This window comes from Actinoplanes sp. CA-015351, from assembly GCF_050955685.1.
In the GTDB taxonomy this organism is placed as follows: domain Bacteria; phylum Actinomycetota; class Actinomycetes; order Mycobacteriales; family Micromonosporaceae; genus Actinoplanes.
In genome coordinates this window covers 8355090-8374766 of sequence record NZ_CP192102.1, presented here as the reverse complement: position 1 = coordinate 8374766, position 19677 = coordinate 8355090, and the positions used below count along the sequence as shown (strand labels likewise).

Genomic DNA, 19677 nt, shown 5'->3' with positions numbered 1-19677 from the left:
CGGTCTTGTCCCGGCACCGTACGAAGGTGTGTGCCAGGTCACCGCCCGCCGGTCGTCGTCTGCGCCCAGTGGTGGTCTGATTGCGCCCAGTGGTAGTCAGGCGAGCCCGGTGTACCGCCCCCGATAGTGGACCAGCGGGGTCCCGAGATCAGAAACGCTCATCGATTCGATCACCCCTTCGACCAGCAGCGCCCACCCGCACTCGCGGCTGCTCTCCAGGCGGCAGCCGGCCCAGGTGGCGGTGCCGGCCGGAACCGGGCCGTACGGGGTGTCCTGCCAGTCGCCGATGGCGAAGAGACCGCCCGGCGACGGCATCAGGCCGGCGAACCGGTCGGCCAGCTGCCGGTCGGCGGAGGTCAGCGTGACGACCGCGAAGCGCCCGGACTGAGCGGCCGCGTCCCAGAAGTCGCTCTCCTCGTCGATCAGGCCGAGGATCCGGCCCGGGTCGCCGTCGGCGACCACGGTGGACGAGACGGTGAGACCGCCCGGTCCGGGCGTGGTCCAGATCGTGACGGGCGCGGCGAACCGGCCTCGGAGGCGGCGTACGGCCGATTTTTCCGAGTCCGGTACGGCGAACGGATCGGATGAGTGAATTCGGCCGCCCGGTTCGTCGGTGTTCATCCGATCATTCTCCCTATTACAGATTGTGCATGCCGCTATCCCATTTAATTGATCAGGAACTATTTTGTAGTCGGCTGGTCCACGGAGGGAGACGTCGAGTGGTGCTGCGACCGGGCGACATCGTCATGGTCGGTGCCGAAGCGAGCGTCCAGTTCTCGGGCGATCGGGCGCTGACATTCCGCATCATCAGGGTCGACCCGCGGGTCACCTACGACGGCTGGATCTGGCTGGAGGGCTACGTCCTCGGTCCGGCCGGCAACGCGCTGCAGCGGCGGCGGATCTTCGTACGCCAGGACGGCCTGGTCGGCCCCGAGTCGCGTACGGCCGGGCGGCCCTGACAGCACTCGAAAGTGGACGGTTGCCGACCTGTCATCCGATCACCCGATTTGGGTAATGTCGATCGCGGTGATGACGGGAGGCGGCCCGCCTATGAGTGAAGCGTTGCCCCAGGCCGGGGACGTGCTTTACGTGGGTGGTGCGGCCAGTGTCCAGTTCGCCGGAGCCCGATCCCTGACCTTCCGGGTGATCCGGGTCGATCAGCGGATCACCTACGACGGCTGGCTCTGGATCGACGGTTACGTGCTGGGCCCGTCCGGTGACGCCACTGAGCGACGGGTCATCTTCGTGAAACGCGACGGGCTGCGCAAGATTCGCTAACGCGTCGTCACCGCGGCCACCACCTCCGGCATCCGCCGGTCCAGCATGGATCCCGCCAGATTCGCTCCGATCAGGTACGCGCCCAGGCCGTACCCAGCACCGAGCGGCAGACCTACCCACGTCCAGACCGGGCCGAGCAGATAGGCGCCGATCAGCACCGGGATCGCGCCGATCAGCGCGCCCACCATCGCACCCAGGCTGGGCAGTGCCTTGCTGATGCCGCCGCCGGAGGAGAGCGCGAACGGCGTCGTCGGATCCGGCAGGGCGTACGCGAACCGCACCGAGATCGGCAGCACCAGTGCGAGACCGAATCCGTACACCGCCAGCAGCATGCCGACCCGTGCCGGGACGCCGCCCGGTCCGCCCGCCGCGAACCCGGTGACGATCGCGACGAGCAGCAGCATCGGCACGGTGAACAGGGCGTGCGCGGCGGCTCGGGAGTGCACCTCCAGCCGGCCCGGGATTCCGGTTGCCAGGTTGGTGGCGTTCGCGCTTCCCTCGTACCCGAACTGGTTGGCCAAACCGATGGGCGCGATCGCGCCCACCAGAACCGCGAGTCCCCCGGCGCCCGCGCCGCCCGTGCCGAAGACGGTGGAGAGCGGCAGGAAGACCCCGGCGACCGCGAGGGTGATGAGCGCGGCCCGCCGCCGGGTCTCGCGCCACCAGTACCTGGTCTCCCGTGCCGTCAGCGCGCCGAACCGGGATCGCGGCGCCCACCGGGGAAGCAGCCGCGCGACCGGATCACGATTGTCGTTCTTCCTGGTGGCGCGGCCGATGGCTCGGCTGCCGGCGGTGCCGGACATCGCGGCTTCGATCGTGCGGCTCCACCACCAGAGCATGGCGGCGATCATCACGAGCACGATCAAAAGCTTCAGGGGTACGGCCCAGACCCGTCCCGCCGCGACATCGAGACCCAGCGTGTAGGGGGCGGCGAGCGGGGTCCAGCCGACGATCGAGGCGATCGAGGCGGCGCTGTCCCAGTCGGCCCGGTTCACCAGCCCGAGCAGCAGCAGCTGGGCCGGTCCGATCGATGCGGCCACCACGGCCAGCAGAATGGTCGCCAGATCGCGGGCCCGGCGCGACCGCAGCGCGCTGGCGAACGCGCTGGTCAGCGCCCGGCTGATCACCACGCACAGGACCAGCCCGGAAATGATGCCGAGCACCTGGGCGAACGCAGCGCCGGGCCCGCCGAGCCGGGCTGCGGAATCGACAGTTCCGGCCGTGGCCGCGAGGGTGGCCAGCGCCGGGATGCCGGCCAGCGCGGCGGCAGCGAGGCCGGTGATCAACGTGCGGCGGGGCAGCGGCAGAAGCGCGAACTGCGCCGGGTCGAGCGAGTCGTCGACACCGAAGAAGAGCAGTGGCAGGAAGAACCAGCCGAGGACGAGCAGCGCGCCACCGAACGGGAAGAGCAGACCGGCGGCGCGCGGGTTGTCGAGCAGGCCGGGAACCGCGAAGACCGAGTATCCGACGACCGCGGCGAACCCGGCGGCGACCGCGCCGAGGACGAAGACCACGATCCTGGCGGTGCGGCCGCGCAGGCCGTTGCCGGTGATCCGGAGCTTCAGGCGGACGAACGACCAGGGGGTCACAGCCACGCCAGCTCCGAGCCGGTCGCCACCCGGCCACCGACTACCTGCACGAACACGTCCTGCAACGGTCGATCGGCCTGGACCTCGGCGAGTGTGCCGTGCAGGCGCAGCACCCCGTCGGACAGGATCGCGACGTGTGAGCAGAGGCGTTCCACCACCTCCAGGACGTGGCTGGAGAAGACCACGGTGCCGCCGCCGGTCACGTACCGCTGGAGGATGTCGCGGATCAGCGCGGCCGAGACCGGGTCGACCGCCTCGAACGGCTCGTCCAGCACGAGCAGCCGGGGCGCGTGCAACAGTGCGCAGGCCAGGCCGATCTTCTTTTTCATCCCGGCCGAGTAGTCGACCACCAAGGTGCGGTTGTCGACGCCGAGTTCGAGGACGTCGAGCAGGTCACGGGCACGCTGGTCGACCACGTCGGCGGGCATGCCGCGGAGCAGCCCGTGGTACGCCAGCAGCTCCGGGCCGCTCAGCCTGTCGAACATCCGGACGCCGTCGGGAAGCACTCCGACCAGGGCTTTCGCTTCGTGAGGTGAGCGCCATACGTCGTACCCAAGAAGGAAAGCCTGACCGGCGTCGGGCCGCAACAGGCCGACGGCCATGGAGAGGGTCGTGGTTTTTCCGGCCCCGTTGGGGCCGAGCAGGCCGTAGAACGAGCCGGCGGGCACCTCCAGGCTGACACCGGAGACGGCGAGCCGGGTGTCGAAGTTCTTCACGAGTCCCCGCAGCGACATCGCGGCACTGGGGTGTTCGGTCGGCAGGCGCTGTGCCGGGATGGTCATAAGACGAACGTATCGGTCCGAACCGCTGCGGCGGAACCGGTCACACCCTCAGTGACTCCGGTGCGTGCAGCCGGAGCATGGTCGCCCCAACGTCGGCCGGAATCCGCCGGCTGGTCAGTAAAGAGCCGCCGACCATCACCAGGAAAGCCAGCGGAACGGTCCATGCGGCGGGCTGTTCCACCACCGTGGCGACCCATCCGGAGAGCGGCGGGCCGAGCACGGTGACCAGCACGGCGGCCACCGACGCGCCGCCACCGGCGATGATCCCGGCGATGGCGCCGGCATCTGTCAGGCCGCGCCACCAGATGCCGAGCACCAGCAACGGGCAGAAACTGGACGCCGCGACGGCGAAGGCAAGGCCGACCACCTTCGATACGTCCATGTCGGACACGTAGAGCGCGAACCCGGTCGGAACCATCGCGGCAAGCACGGTGGCCAGCCGGAACTCGCGGATCGAGCCGCTGCGGCCGGACCGCAGGATGTCCGTGAAGATCACCCCGGCGATGCTGGTGAGCAGGCCGGACGAGGTGGAGAGGAACGCGGCGAGCGCACCCGCGGCGACAAGCGCGCCGAGCAGCCGGCCCAGATGACCGCCACCGAGTGCGGCCTCCGGCAGCAGCAGCACCACCGCGTCGGTGTGGCCGGTCATCAGCAGCTGCGGTGTGTAGATCCGGCCGAGCACGCCGTACAGGGTGGGCAGCAGATAGAAGAGCCCGACCATGGCGAGCACCACGAGGGTGGTGCGCCGGGCCGAGGCGCCGTCCGGGTTCGTGTAGAAGCGGACAAGCACGTGCGGCAGACCCATCGTGCCCAGGAACGTCGCGAGGATCAGCGAATATGTCGCGAACAGCTCCTGGTCGCCGCTGGGCAGCAGCCAGTCCGCGCCGAAGCCGGCGTCGACAGTGCTGATCCGCGGCACCGGATCGCCGGCCGCGAACTCCAGGGTCTCGCCGGCTTTCACCGGCTGGTTCGCATTGATGATCGCGTCCTGCTCGATCACCACGGTGGTGGCGGCCGGGAAGACCGCGCCTTCCGGCGGCGTCGCTGCCGGGCGCCCGTCGGACTGCCACTGCAGGATCAAAAAGATCATGGGTACGGCCAGCGCGGTCAGTTTCAGCCAGTACTGGAACGCCTGCACGAAGGTGATCGCCCGCATCCCGCCGAAAGCCACGTTCGCGGTGACCACGACGCCGACCAGCAGGGCACCCCAGACGTACGACCCGCCGGTGATCGTGGCGAAGGTCAGCCCGGCGCCCTGCAACTGCGGCAGCAGGTAGAGACAGCCGATGAAGAGCACGAACCCGGTCGCCAGCCGGCGCAGCGTGCGGGACCGTAGCCGCACCTCGCAGAAGTCCGGCAGGGTGAACGCACCGGACCGGCGCAGCGGCGCCGCCACGAACAGCAGCAGCGCGAGGTATCCGGCGGCGAACCCCACCGGGTACCAGAGCATGTCGACGCCGTAGCAGAGGATCAGTCCCGCGACGCCGAGGAACGACGCGGCCGACAGGTACTCCCCGCTGATCGCCGCCGCGTTCCAGGTCGGGCTCACCGATCGGGAAGCCACCAGGAAGTCCGAGGTGGTACGCGCGAACCGCAGGCCGTAAGCCCCGATCGCCACGGTCAGCAGCACCACCACGATCAGGCCGGGACCGAGGTAGGGGTTCACCGCTCCGGCCTCCGGATCAGCGCGGCGAAGTCCTGCTCGTTGCGTTCGGCCCAGCGCACGTACGCAGCACCGACGCCGACCAGGAACGGGAACGACAGCAGGCCGAGCAGCAGCCACGGCAGCGGCACCCCGGCGACCCGGAACGAGCCGGCCGCGGGCGCCGCCACGAACAGCAGCGGCAGGGTTCCGAGGCCGGCCACGACCACCAGTGAGAGCCGCAGCGCCAGGGCCAGCTGTGCCCGGACCAGCCCTTTCACCAGCGCCTCACCGACCGGGGTCTGCTCGGTGAGATCGATGCCGGCCGGGTCGGTGGCGCTGCGCCGGGCCGCCGCCTCGGCCAGCACGACCCGGGTCCTGCTGGTGGTGTCCGGCGCGGACGTGGGCTGATCGGCGGCCATGTCCGGCAGTCTGTCCGGCCCGGCCGAAATGTCAAGGCCGGTGGATGAGCTCCCAGCAGTCCTGGCCCGGCTTTGACGTTCCGAGGATCTCGCGGGCGGTTTGCCGGCCGAGGTTCCAGCCGCGCCAGTCGTCGGGCGACATACGATCATTGATCGCCCACACCAGACAGCGGCGCTTCTCCTCGTCGGCGATCTCGGCGAGTGCCGGCACCGCGTCCGGCGAGAGTCCGGCCAGGTAGGCCATGTCGATGCGCTGCGTACGCTCGAACCGGCTGACGTTGTTCTCGGCGATCATCCGGTCCGGGTTCGCCACGGCCAGGCCGAGCAGGGCCAGCACGCCCGCGGCGATCGCCACCCGGGGCAGCCAGGGCGCCCGGATCCGGATCCCGGCTATCAACACCATCGCCAGCACCACACCGAACCACGCCTCGCAGCAAGCGACGAGCAACCGCAGCCGGGTCAGCCCGTAGGTGTCGGTGTAGACGTTCATCCGGTGCAGCGCGGAGGCGACGATCACCAGGGTGAGAGCGGCGAGGCTGCCCAGCACGGTACGCAGCAGGACCCGGTCGGCCGGGGTTCGCCGGGGCGCCCATCGGGCCGCGCCGGCCAGCACCACGAGGGTGAGGACGGTGACGGCGCAGAGCTGCCAGAAGCCACCGCGGGCGTACTCGGCGTAGGTCAGGCCGTCGGTCTCCACCACGTATCGGACGCCGCCGAAGAGCACGGTCAGCTGAATCGCGACGAACGCGGCGAAGAGCAGGACGAGCAGGCCGAGCGGGACGGCCCACTCCAGCCAGCCGACCTTGCGGCCCTCGGTGCGGTCCAGCTTCCCGACCGACGGCGGCGCGGCACGCAGGAACGCGGCACCGGCGAGCAGCAGGAACGTGAAGCCGCCCACGAAGATCCAGCGGGCCACCACGTCACCGCGGATGTCCGGAATCGCCGCCTCGAACACCCGGGCGAACGCGGCGTCGGCCGAGGCGAAGAGCGCTCCGAAGACGGCGAGCAGCACGATCGAGACCACGGCGGTGCCGAGGATGCGTACCGGTGAGCCGCTGCTGCTGCTACGCACCCGCGACAGACCGCGCGAGATCCAGGGAAGGCTGCGCACGGTTGCGACCGGGACACTGAGGTACGCCACAGCGATGGCCCTCAGTGAACGTCCGGAACTGATCGCGATCGCGCCGGTGACGGTGCCGGTCAGCACACAGAGCGCGAAGAGCCAGTCGGCCGAGCGGATTGTGCCGACGGCCAGCAGGGCGACCGTGGCTACGGCCCACACATAGCGGTCCGGCGTCCCCTTCTTTTGCGGGCGTTGCACCAACGGGGGTATGCCCGGCCGGCCCGGCACGATCCGGGCGACGATCAGCGCCGCTGTGCCGGCGATCGCGGTGACCAGCCAGCCGACGCCGGGCCGGTCGAGCGGCACGGTCAGGGCCGCCACGATCGCGGCGCCGGCCAGCGCCAGCAGTGTTGGTGCGGAGGCCGGGGCGCCGGGGCCGGGCCAGAGCACGCCGTCGCGGCGAGCGGGCGGCCAAGGCCCGTGCAAATCTCCCTTTTGTCCGGTCTGTAGAGCTGGAGGTGCCGTGGGCATGATGGCTTCGCCTTTCGTCAGGCGGTGTGAAGCGGGATTTTTACCTGGATGTGGCAGCCGTGGTCGCCGTCCGGCTCGACCACGGCGATGGAACCCCGGTGCATCTGGACCACCCAGCGGGCGATCGCCAGGCCGAGGCCGGTACCGCCGCCGGTGGCCCGCTCACCACGGGTGAAGCGTTCGAAGACCCGTTCCCGCTCGTCGGCCGGGATGCCGATGCCCTGATCCACCACGGCGAGCAGCAGATGCTCGTCGCGGCGCTCGGCGCGGACCGTGACAGTGCCGCCGGCCGGGCTGTGCCGGGCCGCGTTGTCCAGCAGATTCGCCAGGACCTGGTGCAGCCGCTCCCGGTCACCGGAGATCGACATCTGAGGTGCGGAGACCTCGAACCGCACGCCGTCGCCGGCGTTCATGGTGGCTTCCCGCACCGCGTCGTGCAGGAACGCCGGCACGTCGATCACGTCGCGGCGCAGCGGCACCACGCCGGCGTCCAAACGGGACAGATCGAGCAGGTCGGTGACGAGCCGGCTCAGGCGCTGGGTCTGCGCCAGGGCGGTGCTCATCGTCTCGGGCTCGGCCGCGGCCACGCCGTCGACGATGTTCTCCAACAGGCCTTGAAGTGCCGTGATGGGCGTACGCAACTCGTGCGAGACATTCGCGATCAGCTCGCGCCGCTGGCGGTCCGCGGCCGCGAGGTCCGCGGCCATCTGATTGAACGCCGAGGCCAGCTCGCCCACCTCGTCCTGCGAGCGGGTGCGGATCCGCCGGGTGTAGTCGCCGCGGGCCATCGCCCGGGCGGCAACCGTCATCTCGCGCAGTGGAACTGTTGCTCCATGCGCCATGACCTGCAACGTCACCAGGCCGAGCGCGGCGGCGATCGCGATCCAGAGCAGGTCGACCCGATAGAAGTCGATGCTCCAGAGGAAGACCAGCAGGCCCACTCCGCCCGCGAATCCCAGCGCCAGCGAGAGCTTCGCCTTGATCGAGCGGACCGGGTCGAGTGGGGTGGGAAGCCAGCCGAAGAGTCGAGCGACGACATTGTGGACGAACTGCATGAATTCTGGGGTCATCGGTCGACCTCAAGGGCGTACCCGATGCCGTGAACCGTGCGGATCAGGTCCGCACCCAGCTTGCGCCGCAGGGCCTTGATGTGGGAATCGACGGTTCGTGTCCCGGAAGCGTCGGCCCAGCCCCAGACCTCGGCCAGCAGCCGTTCCCGGGGAACGACCGTGCGCGGACGTCCAGCCAGGTGAACCAGCAGGTCGAACTCCGTCGGGGTGAGGTGGATCTCCACTCCGGCGCGGGTGACGCGCCGCTCGGACGAATTGATCTCCAGATCGCCTCGCGCGATGGTGCTGTCCGGCTGGACCTGGTTCTTCTCCGCGCGCCGCAGCAGGGCGTGCACCCGGGCCGCGAGTTCCCGCATCGAGAACGGCTTGGCCATGTAGTCGTCGGCGCCGACCGCGAGACCGACCAGCAGATCGGTCTCGTCACCCCGGGCGGTCAGCATGAGCACCGGAACTGGCCGCTCCGCCTGGATCCGGCGGCACACCTCGAGGCCGTCGAATCCGGGCAGCATCACGTCCAGCACCACGACGTCCGGCCGGAGCGTGCGAGCTGCCTCGACGGCTGCCGGGCCGTCACCGGCCAGGTGGACCTGGAAACCCTCGGCGCGCAGCCGGGCGGCCACGGCGTCGGCGATGACCCGCTCGTCCTCGACCACGAGGACTCGCCGCTCGATCGTTTCCATTTTCGGTCCCCGGCTTCTCTGCTGCTCGGCTTCTCTGCTGCTCGGCTTTTTTCTGCTTGCAGCGGCCGGTGCGCCCCCGTGACTCACCGGCCGATGGGTCAGCAGCTTATAAACCGGCTGCGGAGAGGGGGCGGTGGACTTGTAAAGGATCTGTGGAGACGATCCGGGACTTAAGAAAACGGGGGGTCAGCCTGTGGATAACTCTGTGGAGAAGTCTGTGAGGCTGTGGACAACCGTGTGGATTATCGGGTCCAGTCGTGTTTTGCGGCCCGAATCAGACGATCTTTCAGGTCTCGGGTGTGCCGGCGGCTCACCGGCAATTCCACGCCGTCGACCGATACGACATACCCCGAGTTGGTCAGGCGCAGCTCGGTGACCAGGCGCAGCTGCACGAGGAAGGACCGGTGTATTCGCACGAAACCGGCGTTGGCCCAGCGTTCGGCGAGGGTAGCGAGCGAGACGCGTACCAGGTGGGAGGCTTCTCCGGTGTGCAGCCGGGCGTAATCGCCCTGCGCTTCCACCCAGCGCACCGACGACCGGGGCAGCATCTTCGTGGTGCCGGCCAGCTCCACCGGGATGGCCGGTTCGTCAGGGGTCGTCGCCGGTGAGGGCGCCGCGCGCAGGCCGGCCACCCGGCGCAGGGATTCACCCAGTCGTTCCGCCCGGACCGGCTTGCGCACATAGTCGGTGACGCCCAGGTCGAACGCGTCCACAGCCCCGTCGTCGTACGCCGTCACGAACACGATCGCCGGCGGCTGCGCGAACCGGCGCAGGATCCGAGCCAGCTCCATGCCGTCCAGGCCCGGCATCCGGATGTCCAGGAAGACCGCGTCCACCTCGGTGTCGCGGAGAACCCGCAGGGCCTCGGTGGCGTCGCCGGCGCGGTGCACGTGTGCGACCCGGCCGTCCGCGTTGAGCAGGTAGGCGAGTTCGTCCAGGGCGGGTGGCTCGTCGTCGACGGCCAGGACGACGAGGCTCATGCTCGTGCTTGGGGATGGAATTTCGGCACGCGCATGCTCACTTTCGTTCCCGCACCGGGCGCTGTCTCGACGACCAGGCCGTGGTGATCGCCGAAGACCGAACGAAGCCGTTCGTCCACATTCACCAGACCGACGTGCTGGCCGTCATCGGTGTCATCGTTTTTCAAGGAGAAGACCACCGGATCCATGCCCACGCCGTCGTCCTCCACGGTGATGTGACACTCGGCTCCGGCGTCACGAGCTTCGATGCTCACCATACCGACGCCCGGCTTACGGGACAGGCCGTGCCGGACGGCGTTCTCCACGAGCGGTTGCAGGCACAGGAACGGCACGTTCACCGGGAGGACTTCGGGGGCGATCTGGAGGCGTACCTGAAGCCGGTCACCGAACCGGGCGCGCTCGATCGTCAGATAACGATCGATCGACCGGAGCTCCTCGGCGAGCGTGGTGAACTCGCCGTGCGCCCGGAACGAGTACCTGGTGAACTCGGCGAACTCCAGAATCAGCTCCCGCGCCCGCTCCGGATCGGTGCGGACGAACGAGGCGATCGCGGTAAGCGCGTTATAGATGAAATGCGGGCTGATCTGAGCTCTCAGCGCCCGCACCTCGGCCCGGGCCAGCCGCTCCCGCGACGACTCCAGCTCGGCGAGCGCCAGCTGCGAACCGGCCCACCGCGCGGCCTCCAGCGTCGCCTGCACCAGCCCCGGCGCCGGTTGATCATCAGCCACCGCCACCAGCGCGGCCGTCGTCTGATCGTCCGGCCCGCTCAGCGGCGCGATCACCGCTCCCCGAACCACACAATCCACGCGGTCACAAGGAAGATCAGACCCATTGAGTACGACGGAACGCTGGGTACTCGTGGCCCGGCGCGCGGCGGCGGTGAGTTGTTCGGTGTGGTGGGCGCCCCGTCCGTCGTACCCAAGGCACCGCTGCCCGTCGGTGATCGCCATCCCGACCGCGCCGACCAGGGTCCGCAGGTGTTTTACCGCCTTGCCCGCGGTCGCCGGGGTGAGCCCGGCCCGCAGCGGCTCGGCGGCCAGGGCGGCGGTGTGCAGCACGTCGTAGGTGGCTCGCTGCATCGCGGTGGCAATCCCCCGCCGTGCCCGAAGCCGTAGGGCTGCGACTACGGCGGCGGCTAGCGCGGCGAGCACAGCAAGAATCGAGAGAGCACTGCCGACCTGTCCCGCCACGCAGCAGATAGTCGCGTGTCCCGCCCCGAAACACCATCCCTACCCGGGGCTGAGGGCCCACGGTGGTTGCGGGTCCGTCCGGGGTGAGGGCACACGGTGGTTGCGGGTCCACCCGAGCTGAGGGCACACGGTGGTTGCGGGTCCACCCGAGCTGAGGGCCCACGGTGGTTGCGGGTCCACCCGAGCTGAGGGCACACGGTGGTTGCGGGTCCACCCGAGCTGAGGGCACACGGTGGTTGCGGGTCCGTCCGGGCTGAGAGCCCACGGTGGTTTCTTGTCGCGCCGAGTTGAGGGTTCACGGTGGCCTTCTACCGAACCGGGTGGGTGAGGTCGCACGTTGGCGGCGATTCGGCGGGATGAGGTCGCACGTTGGCGTTGCGTGTGCCCGGGTCATTGCTATGGCGTGGATGAGGCTGCACGCAGCAGTTCTGTGCGCCCTGGTCTCCGTTGCCGGCCGCCGAGACGGCGCGAGAGCACACGGTGGGCTCGCGCGCGGGCTGGGGTCACGGAACAGCCCTTGGCGTGGGTGAGGGCGCACGGTGGGCTCTTGGCGGGCGTGGGTGGGGGCGCACGGTGGGCTCTTGGCGGGCGTGGGTGGGGGCGCACGGTGGGCTCTTGGCGGGCGTGGGTGGGGGCGCACGGTGGGCTCTTGGCGGGCGTGGGTGGGGGCGCACGGTGGGCTCGTGGCGGCCGTGGGTGGGGGCGCACGGTGGGCTCGTGCGTGCGGGCTGGGGTCACGGGACGACCCTCGGTGGGGGCGCACGGTGGGCTCTTGGTGCCGTGGGTCTCGTGCGCGGGGAGTTGGTGGCGGTTCGCTTGGGATGCCTTTTGTGGGGGCGGGGGTGATAGGAGAAGGGCGCGGCCAATTGCGCAGGTCGCGCGGTGCATGGCTGCGGTTTGGACGCGTAGCGGCCAGCGGCCTGTGCCGGGCCCTCGGCGGGAGCTGCGGTCTGTACTCACCGCCCCGCTGCGAGAGGGGGTTGATCTTTTTTAGTAAGCGCCCTTGCGCTTCAGGACGACCCAGATGGTGCGCCAAAGGATGGAGAGGTCGTAGGTGAGTGACCAGTTGTCGACGTAGTAGAGGTCCAGGCGGACCGCCTCGTCCCAGGAGAGGTCGGAGCGGCCGGAAACCTGCCAGAGGCCGGTGATGCCGGGGCGGACCAGCAGGCGGCGGCGGACGTCGCCGAGGTAGTCGCCGTCGTCGGCGGGGAGGGGGCGGGGGCCGACCAGGGACATCTCGCCCTTGAGCACGTTGATCAGCTGGGGGAGCTCGTCCAGGGAGGTGGCTCGCAGCTTCTGGCCGAACGCGAAGATTCGCGGGTCGTGCTTCATCTTGAAGAGCATGCCGTCGGACTCGTTGAGCTCTTCGAGAGTGGCTTTGCGTTCCTCGGCGTCCTGGTACATCGTCCGGAATTTCCACACCCGGAACGTGCGGCCGTCGTGGCCGACGCGGGTCTGGCGGAAGAAGACCGGACCCGGGTCGGACAGGCTGATGCCGATCGCGATGACTGCGAGGATCGGGCTGATCAGCAGCAGGCCGAGAGCGGCCGCGACCCGGTCCATCAGGTTCTTGATCAGCCAGCCGGGGCCGGAGAGGGTCGGCTCCTCGACGTGCAGCAGGGGCAGGCCCTCGATGGGGCGGATGTGCACGCGGGGACCGGCGATGTCGGTGAGCTGCGGTGCGACCACCAGGTCGACGCCGGTGCCCTCCAGTTGCCAGGCCAGACGGCGTAGCTCGCCGGGCTCGGCGCTGGCCGAGCCGCAGACCGCGATCGTGTCGGCGCCGACCTCGCGGACCAGGGTGAGCACGTCACGACCGGCGAAAACCGGGACCGGAGTCTCTATTCCGCGGGCGGCCGAGATGCCGTCGGTCAGGTGGATCGCGACCGGGATCAGGCCGGCGGCCGGGCTCCGGGTGACGTGGGTGTAGACCTCGATCGCCTCGGGCAGCGTGCCGACCAGGACCATCCGGTGCGCGCCGTAACCGGTGCGACGCCGGGAGTAGTGCAGAATCTGCCGGGCCATCGCGCGGTTGACCAGAATCAACACCAGCGCGCTCAGCGACACCGTAGCGACAGTGCCGCGGGACAGGTCGGTCTTGGTGGCGAACGCGAGCAGGGAGACGGTTGCGACAACAGTGACCGAGCAACGCACGACCCGCTTGAATTCCTCGCTGCCCAGACCGAGGTAACGCCGGTCGTAGGTGCCGGCCGTCCAGAGCAGGAGCAGCCAGCCGAGGGGGAGCACGATGTACGCGAAGAAGTTGAACAGCTCGATGCCGTCGAAGAGGCCCCAGGAGCGGTTGATGAAACCGCTCTTCGACTTCTCCAGCAGGGTGTCGGCGATGTAGCTCGCCACCAGGGCGGAGAGCAGGTCGACGATCACCAGGGCGAAGGTGTAGGGCCGGTGCCAGCGAGAGACTCGGCGCTGCCGGGTCCAGGCAGATCTGGGTACGCCATTGCTCGGTGGCGGAGTTTCCTGCCACTCGAAGCTTTCGTACCCCACGGGCTGGCTCCGGCTGCTGTCGGTTGTTGGGCGATGCAGGCTAGTCGTCACTTCGCCTACGTCCTCCCGCATCCGGAAAAAGATTACGCACCGCCACGGCCTCTGGGTCGTCGGCGGGTCCGCCGATACCCGTTCGCGTCATAACGGTTGCCAGGGACCGGGCCACTATACCGATGGATCGGCCGGAGAGAAGGTGACGTTGTGGCAGCAATCCCAATGCATACCCTGCGTGACGGTGCGGTGGCAGTTTCACCTTTTATCGCACCAGCTTGGAGAGCCGCCGGTCGGCGAGCGGCTTGCCGCCGGTCTGGCAGGTCGGGCAGTACTGAAGGCTCTTGTCGGCGAACGAGACCTCCCGCACTGTGTCGCCACAGATCGGACAGGGCAGCCCTGTCCGGGCATGCACCCGCATGCCGGCACGCTTCTCGCCCTTGAGCTCGGCCGCTTTCTGCCCGACCGAACGCTCGACGGCGTCCGTCTCCACTTCACGCATCGCTTCGTACAACGAGGTGATCTGGTCGTCGGTGAGCTTGCCGGTCAGTGCGAAGGGCGACATCTTCGCCACGTGCAGGATTTCGTCGGAGTACGCGTTGCCGATCCCTGCAATTATTTCCTGATTTGTCAGGATGCCCTTGATCTGGCCCTTTTGGGCTCGGAGCCGCTCGGCGAACTCGTCGCGGGAGACGGCAAGCGCGTCCGGGCCGAGCCGGGACACGCCGGGCACCTCGGCGGGGTCGCGGACCAGGTAGACGGCGAGCGATTTCTGGGTGCCCGCCTCGGTCAGGTCGAAACCGGAGCCGTCGTCGAGCCGGAGCCGGACCGCGATCGGGCCGCTGCCCGGCTTGAGCGGCGCCGGTGACTTGAACGCGTCCCGGTAGTGTAGCCAGCCGGCGCGGGCCAGATGGACGACGAGGTGCAGGTTCTCGCCGAGGCTGACGTCGAGGAACTTGCCGTGCCGGCCGGCATCGGTGATCGGGAGGCCGGCGAGGGCGGTGGGCGCTGGATCGTACGTCTTCAGCGCGCTGAACGAGGCCACTTCGAAGCGTTCCACGGTGTGGCCGACCGCGCGCTCGCGAAGGTACGCCGCGAGCGCCTCGACCTCAGGGAGTTCGGGCACTCCCTCACGGTAGCGTTTTCTGTCGCGGGCGAGGAGTGAGCGCAGCGAGCCCCGCAGTTCGTGACCGGTAGGCGCTGTCGCGGGCGAGGAGTGAGCGCAGCGAGTCCCGCAGTTCGCGACCAGTAGGCTCCGGCCATGAAGGTGGTGGTTGCGCACAACCGGTATCGCGAGGCCATTCCGTCCGGCGAGAACGTCATCGTCGACACGGAGATCGGTCAGCTGCGGGAGGCCGGGATTGCCGTGGTGCCGTTCCAGCGAAGTTCCGACTCGATCGCGGAGATGCCGGCTGTGCAGAAGGCGCTGCTGCCGATCTCCCCGATCTATGGGGCATCAGCGCAGGAAGATTTGAGGAATCTGCTCAAGTCGGAGAAGCCGGATGTGTTGCACCTGCACAACCCGTACCCACTGCTCTCGCCGTGGGTGATCCGGACCGCGCATGCTCACGGTGTGCCCGTCGTGCAGACCGTGCACAACTATCGGCAGGTCTGCTCGTCCGGGCTCTACTTCCGGGACGGGCACAACTGCCGGGACTGCCGCGGCAAGGTTCTCGGCTGGCCGGCGATCAAGCACCGGTGTTACCGCGGCTCGGCGGCGCAGAGCGCGATCATGGCTACCACGCTCGCGGTGCACCGGCCGACCTGGCGCTCGGTGGATCGGTACATCGCGCTCACCGACAAGATCGCCGCGCACCTGGTGGATTACGGGGTGCCGCCCGAGCACATCGTGATCAAGCCGAACGGGCTGCCGGATCCGGGCCAGCCGGCGCCATTGGGTGATGGGTTTCTGTACGGCGCGCGGCTCAGCCCGGAGAAAGGGCTCCACCTGCTGCTGGAGGCCTGGCGGCGGCATCCGGACGGTTCGCTCGGGGTGCTGCGGATCGCCGGGGACGGCGAGCTGCGGCCGCTTGCCGAGCAGGCGGCCGCCGAGCGGGGTGACGTGATTTATCTGGGGCCGCTGGATCGAGCTGAGATGAATGCCGCTCGGAACGCGTCGGCTGTTGTGATTGCTGCGCCTACCTGGGAGGACGTGCTTCCTACGGTGATTCTGGAGGCGATGTCGGCGGGGCGGGCGGTGCTCGGGACTGCTGTGGGCGGGATTCCGTACATGGTGGGTGAGGGTGCGGAGGCTGCCGGGTGGTTGGCGCAGCCTGAGCCGGGGGCGCTTGCCGCGGTGTTGCCGGCGGCGAGGGCCGGGGCGGCCGGGGCGGCGGTGGCGGCTCGGGAGCGGTATCTGCGGCATTTCCAGCCGGATGTACTTACTAAGCGGCTCATTGGGATTTATGTGGATATGGCGTACGCGGGGGGGTGAGTTGGGCGGGGAGTTTGGTGAGTTCGGCGGCGCAAGATTGCGGTGTTGGCACGTTGGGCCTGTATTTCGAGCCCTGGATTTTCGCCACTTGCGGTCCCGCCGGGAGGTGACCGGGCTGGTCGCGTAACGACTGGTGGGTCTGTGGATCCGCCAGGCTGACGGGGTTTTCGATACGGACCGCGAGTAGTCACGGCGCTAGGTTCACTGTCATGCCGGGCGCTGATGCCCTCCGTCGCGGGCACCCCACCCCGCGCTCTGCGCCGCCTCGCCTGGTTCCGCGCCGCGCCGCTCTTCGCCGCGCCGCCCCGCTCTGCGCTGCGCCGCCCGCGCTCTGCCCCGCGCCGCCCCGCTCTGCGCCGCCTCGCCTGGTTCCGCGCGGCGCCGCTCGGCCTGGATCTTGTGGACTTCTCCGCAGACGTGTACGCGTAGCTCCGCAAGATCGAATAGGGCCTGGTCGATCTTGCGGAGTTACACGCAAACGGTTCGCCGAAGTCCACAAGATCGGTGAAGCTCCGGGTTCGCCACGCCGAACCTTGGAACGGTGGGCATAAAACAGCGCATAGAACACCCACGAGTCTCCAAGATCTGGCGCTGTTCACCTGCTGTGGTAGCAGAGCATCACCATAACGCTCCCAAACCACCCGAAATCGACATGCCGCGGACGGCCGTCCCGCAAACTCGTGCACTCGTGGTCGATCGGTCGGCCAAACCGCACAAGATCTCCGAGCGGCGCCTCGCACCGAGACACCGAGACACCGAGAAGCCGCCACACCGAGAAGCCGCCACACCGCCACACCGAGACACCGAGACACCGTCGCGCCACCCCGAACCCGCTACCGCTCCACACATGGCGAAACCCGAGCGACCCGAACTTGCCGAGATCTGTGAACGGTAAGCCGCGGAACGCCGGTCAGCGCGACGGCGGCCCAGTGCGTGGCCAGCTGACGCGACGCCGGCCGGCGCGGCGGCGGCCCAGTGCGGCGCCCGCCGGCTGGCCGAGCGTCAGCCGCGTAGGGCTGCTCGCCCCGTAAACGCGATGCTCGCCGCCAAGAAACCGCCGTTGATCAGCGTGAACAGCGCGACGAACCACACCGTCCACTGTGGCGCTACCGTCAAAACCACACCCGCGAGCGCCACCACAGCGCCGTAATCGCGGATCAGCTTGGCCGCCCGTACCGGCAGCGCCCGGCTGGACACCATGCTCGATGCCTGGTCCCCACCCTGCATCACCGACGTGACCAGGTTGACCATCCAGGTCGCTGCGAAGGCGGCCAGCAACCAGGCCGGTGTATCCGGCTCCTGCGCTTTCGCCGTAGCGGCCAGCGCCGCCACCAGCGACGACTGCACCGCTACGTCGCAGAGCACGTCGAGCCGTGCCCCGGCCGGGCTGGACTGGCCGGTGACACGCGCGAGCTGACCATCCGAGCAGTCGAACGCGTACGCGAGTTGCCAGCCGATGAGCGCGAGCAAGCCGATCGGCGCGGCCCAGACGCTGCCGTCGGCGACCGGGCCGGCTGCCGCGATCACCAGGAACGACGTGAGTACGCCGAGGCCCAGGTTGAAAACGGTCATGACGGTCGGCGACAGGTGGTGTTTGTGTGCCTGCACCGCGATCCGTGCGCCGATCCGCTGGCTGACGGCCTCGCTGAAGAGGCCACCACCCCGGTTCACCGCGTAGTAGTCGGCGGCGGTCGGCCGGGTGTCAGCGGGCTGCGACGGCGTCGTCATATTGAGTCAGCTTTCGGTGGATCTCCTCGGGGGACATCGCGAGGTGCTCCAGGATCGTGTAGCGATCGGGACGGGTCCGGGGGGCGAATTCGACGGCGCGGACGAACTGGTCGGCGTTCAGCCCGACGTCGGACGGCGTACGCGGCAGCTGGTGCCGTGCGAGACAGTCCGCCATCTGAGCGAAGCGCCGCTCGTCGCCGCGCAGGAACGTGCAGAAGAGCGCGCCCAGCCCGGCCAGTTCGCCGTGCGACGCGGTTTCCGGGAAAAGCGAGTCGATGGCGTGCATGATTTCGTGGCAGCCACCGCTGGACGGCCGGCTGCTGCCGCAGACCGCCATCGCCAGGCCGCTGGAGATCAGCGCCTCGGCCAGCACGGTGACGAACGCGTCGTCAGTCATGTCGCCGGGCATTGTCAGTACCGCTTCGGCGCCCATCCGGGCCAGCGAGGCGGCCAGGCCGTCGACCGGTTCGCCGCGGACCTCGCGGGCGAGCTCCCAGTCGGCCAGGGCGCTGATGTTGCTGATCACGTCGCCGATGCCGGCCCGGTTGACCAGGTCCGGACCGTTTTCCACGAAGTCCAGGTCGACGATCACGCCGAACGGGATGTGCACGCCGTACGAGCCTTTGATGCCGTCGTTCACCAGGCTTGCCACCGGGGAGGCGATGCCGTCGTTGGCGAGGCTGGTCGCCACCGACACCATCGGCAGGCCCCAGCGGCTGGCCGCGTACTTCGCCGTGTCGACGGTCTTGCCGCCGCCGATGCCGACCACCGCGTCGTAGTGGCCGGACCGCAGCTCGTTGGAGAGCTCCAGCGCGGCGTCGAGGGTGCCACCGCCGGTGACGAAGATCTCGGCCGATTTGAGCGACGGGCGGAGCAGGTCGACGACCTGCTCGCCGAGGCCCGGACCGACCACCACGGCAACCTCGCCGCCGGAGGAGATCCGGCCGTCCACGAGGATTTTGCCGAGGTCAGCGACCGCGCCCCGCCGCACTTCGATGTGCAGCGGGGTCTGGACGCTACGGGCTAGTAGCGGCATGCGATTTCCCGGGCCTTCGCCAGGTCGTCGTGGTTGTCGACCTCGACCCAGGACAGGTCGCCGATCGGGGCGGCACGGACTTCGCCACCGCGGTCCGCGTACACCTGGAAGCCGTCCTCGTAGTACTGGTCCGGGTTGGCTTCCCAGGTGGCCTTGAGCGCGTCGGCCAGCTTGCCGGCCGCGGACGCCTCGATGATGTTGGCGCCGATGTACTCGCCGTAGGCCTCGGAGGGCTCCATCAGCTTCGTAATCTTGGTGAGCTGTCCATCTTCATTGAAGACGGTCTTCATCTCCTCGTCGGCGAGCTTCTTCACAGTGTCGACAGCGAGAAGAATGCTCGGGCCACGGTTCGCGAGCAGCGTGTGCTCCACGCTCACCGGGTGGACGGTGTCACCGTTCACCATGAGCGCGCCCTGGGCGAAATGGTCCCGGGCGAGCCACAGGGAGTACGCGTTGTTCCACTCCTCGGCCTTGTCGTTGTGCACGAGGGAGATCTTTACGCCGTACTTCTGCTGGAAAGCGTCGACTCGGACCTCGACGGCCTCGGCGCGGTAGCCGACGACGATCGTCACGTCGGTCAGCCCCGCGGCTGCGAGGTTGCGCAGCGAGATATCCATGATCGTGGTTTCGCCGTCCACGGGGACCAGCGCTTTCGGCAGCGTGTCCGTGTACGGGCGCAGCCTGCGCCCAGCGCCGGCAGCGAGTACCAAACCGATCATGGGGTGGTTCCTTCCAAAATATGGTGTGAAGGTGCCC

The 19677-nt window shown here is 69.0% G+C and carries 19 protein-coding genes; 4 read left to right on the top strand and 15 right to left on the bottom strand.

The window, feature by feature from the left end; genetic code table 11:
* Positions 1-96 precede the first annotated feature (96 nt).
* A complete protein-coding gene (locus ACQP2E_RS38100; RefSeq protein WP_433827774.1) occupies positions 97-621 on the bottom strand; it encodes a flavin reductase family protein in 525 nt (174 codons plus the stop codon).
* A 98-nt stretch (positions 622-719) separates the two neighbouring features.
* Between ACQP2E_RS38100 and ACQP2E_RS38095 the strand changes: the two genes are divergently transcribed.
* Positions 720-959 (top strand): hypothetical protein, encoded by a 240-nt coding sequence (locus ACQP2E_RS38095; RefSeq protein ID WP_433827773.1) that lies wholly within the window; start codon positions 720-722, stop codon positions 957-959.
* Positions 960-1050: 91 nt separating this feature from the next.
* Positions 1051-1278, top strand: a complete 228-nt coding sequence (locus ACQP2E_RS38090) for a hypothetical protein (RefSeq protein ID WP_433827772.1) — start codon at positions 1051-1053, stop codon at positions 1276-1278.
* Here ACQP2E_RS38090 and ACQP2E_RS38085 read toward each other — a convergent pair.
* The 11 genes from ACQP2E_RS38085 to ACQP2E_RS38035 form a co-directional block, all read right to left on the bottom strand.
* Positions 1275-2873 carry an ABC transporter permease gene (locus ACQP2E_RS38085; protein ID WP_433827771.1) on the bottom strand — a complete coding sequence of 533 codons (1599 nt, stop codon included), beginning with the start codon at positions 2871-2873 and terminating at the stop codon, positions 1275-1277. The two genes, ACQP2E_RS38090 and ACQP2E_RS38085, sit on opposite strands and share 4 nt — an antisense overlap.
* Entirely contained in the window at positions 2864-3649 is a 786-nt protein-coding gene (locus ACQP2E_RS38080; protein ID WP_433827770.1) for an ABC transporter ATP-binding protein, read from the bottom strand. The genes ACQP2E_RS38085 and ACQP2E_RS38080 overlap by 10 nt, the downstream gene beginning before the upstream one ends.
* Positions 3650-3689: 40 nt before the next feature.
* On the bottom strand, positions 3690-5315 hold the full coding sequence (locus tag ACQP2E_RS38075; RefSeq protein WP_433827769.1) for a cation acetate symporter: 1626 nt from the start codon (positions 5313-5315) through the stop codon (positions 3690-3692).
* Positions 5312-5713, bottom strand: coding sequence for a hypothetical protein (locus ACQP2E_RS38070; protein ID WP_433827768.1), 402 nt, complete (start codon positions 5711-5713; stop codon positions 5312-5314). The genes ACQP2E_RS38075 and ACQP2E_RS38070 overlap by 4 nt, the downstream gene beginning before the upstream one ends.
* Positions 5714-5744: 31 nt before the next feature.
* Entirely contained in the window at positions 5745-7262 is a 1518-nt protein-coding gene (locus ACQP2E_RS38065; RefSeq protein WP_433827767.1) for a DUF4153 domain-containing protein, read from the bottom strand.
* Positions 7263-7324: 62 nt separating this feature from the next.
* Positions 7325-8377 carry a HAMP domain-containing sensor histidine kinase gene (locus ACQP2E_RS38060; RefSeq protein ID WP_433827766.1) on the bottom strand — a complete coding sequence of 351 codons (1053 nt, stop codon included), beginning with the start codon at positions 8375-8377 and terminating at the stop codon, positions 7325-7327.
* Entirely contained in the window at positions 8374-9057 is a 684-nt protein-coding gene (locus tag ACQP2E_RS38055) for a response regulator transcription factor (protein WP_433827765.1), read from the bottom strand. Before ACQP2E_RS38055 ends, ACQP2E_RS38060 begins: the two co-directional genes overlap by 4 nt.
* A 242-nt stretch (positions 9058-9299) precedes the next feature.
* Positions 9300-10037: a LytR/AlgR family response regulator transcription factor gene (locus ACQP2E_RS38050; protein ID WP_433827764.1), complete on the bottom strand. Its 738-nt coding sequence runs from the start codon at positions 10035-10037 to the stop codon at positions 9300-9302.
* Entirely contained in the window at positions 10034-11227 is a 1194-nt protein-coding gene (locus tag ACQP2E_RS38045) for a sensor histidine kinase (protein WP_433827763.1), read from the bottom strand. The genes ACQP2E_RS38050 and ACQP2E_RS38045 overlap by 4 nt, the downstream gene beginning before the upstream one ends.
* A gap of 990 nt (positions 11228-12217) precedes the next feature.
* Positions 12218-13804, bottom strand: a complete 1587-nt coding sequence (locus ACQP2E_RS38040) for a sugar transferase (protein ID WP_433827762.1) — start codon at positions 13802-13804, stop codon at positions 12218-12220.
* 184 nt (positions 13805-13988) lie between these two features.
* Positions 13989-14849 carry an Fpg/Nei family DNA glycosylase gene (locus ACQP2E_RS38035; protein ID WP_433827761.1) on the bottom strand — a complete coding sequence of 287 codons (861 nt, stop codon included), beginning with the start codon at positions 14847-14849 and terminating at the stop codon, positions 13989-13991.
* Positions 14850-14984: 135 nt separating this feature from the next.
* On the opposite strand from ACQP2E_RS38035, the gene ACQP2E_RS38030 reads away from it, so the two are divergent.
* On the top strand, positions 14985-16157 hold the full coding sequence (locus tag ACQP2E_RS38030; protein ID WP_433827760.1) for a glycosyltransferase family 4 protein: 1173 nt from the start codon (positions 14985-14987) through the stop codon (positions 16155-16157).
* A gap of 222 nt (positions 16158-16379) precedes the next feature.
* Positions 16380-16586, top strand: coding sequence for a hypothetical protein (locus ACQP2E_RS38025; protein WP_433827759.1), 207 nt, complete (start codon positions 16380-16382; stop codon positions 16584-16586).
* 573 nt (positions 16587-17159) lie between these two features.
* Here the strand turns inward: ACQP2E_RS38025 and ACQP2E_RS38020 are convergent.
* The 3 genes from ACQP2E_RS38020 to ACQP2E_RS38010 are packed head-to-tail and all read right to left on the bottom strand — an operon-like array spanning position 17160 to position 19640.
* Positions 17160-17885: a CDP-alcohol phosphatidyltransferase family protein gene (locus ACQP2E_RS38020; protein ID WP_433827758.1), complete on the bottom strand. Its 726-nt coding sequence runs from the start codon at positions 17883-17885 to the stop codon at positions 17160-17162.
* Positions 17860-18921, bottom strand: a complete 1062-nt coding sequence (locus ACQP2E_RS38015) for an iron-containing alcohol dehydrogenase family protein (protein WP_433827757.1) — start codon at positions 18919-18921, stop codon at positions 17860-17862. Before ACQP2E_RS38015 ends, ACQP2E_RS38020 begins: the two co-directional genes overlap by 26 nt.
* The gene (locus ACQP2E_RS38010) at positions 18909-19640 is read right to left on the bottom strand and encodes a sugar phosphate nucleotidyltransferase (RefSeq protein ID WP_433827756.1); all 732 of its coding nucleotides are present in this window, start codon (positions 19638-19640) and stop codon (positions 18909-18911) included. The genes ACQP2E_RS38015 and ACQP2E_RS38010 overlap by 13 nt, the downstream gene beginning before the upstream one ends.
* Positions 19641-19677 lie beyond the last annotated feature (37 nt).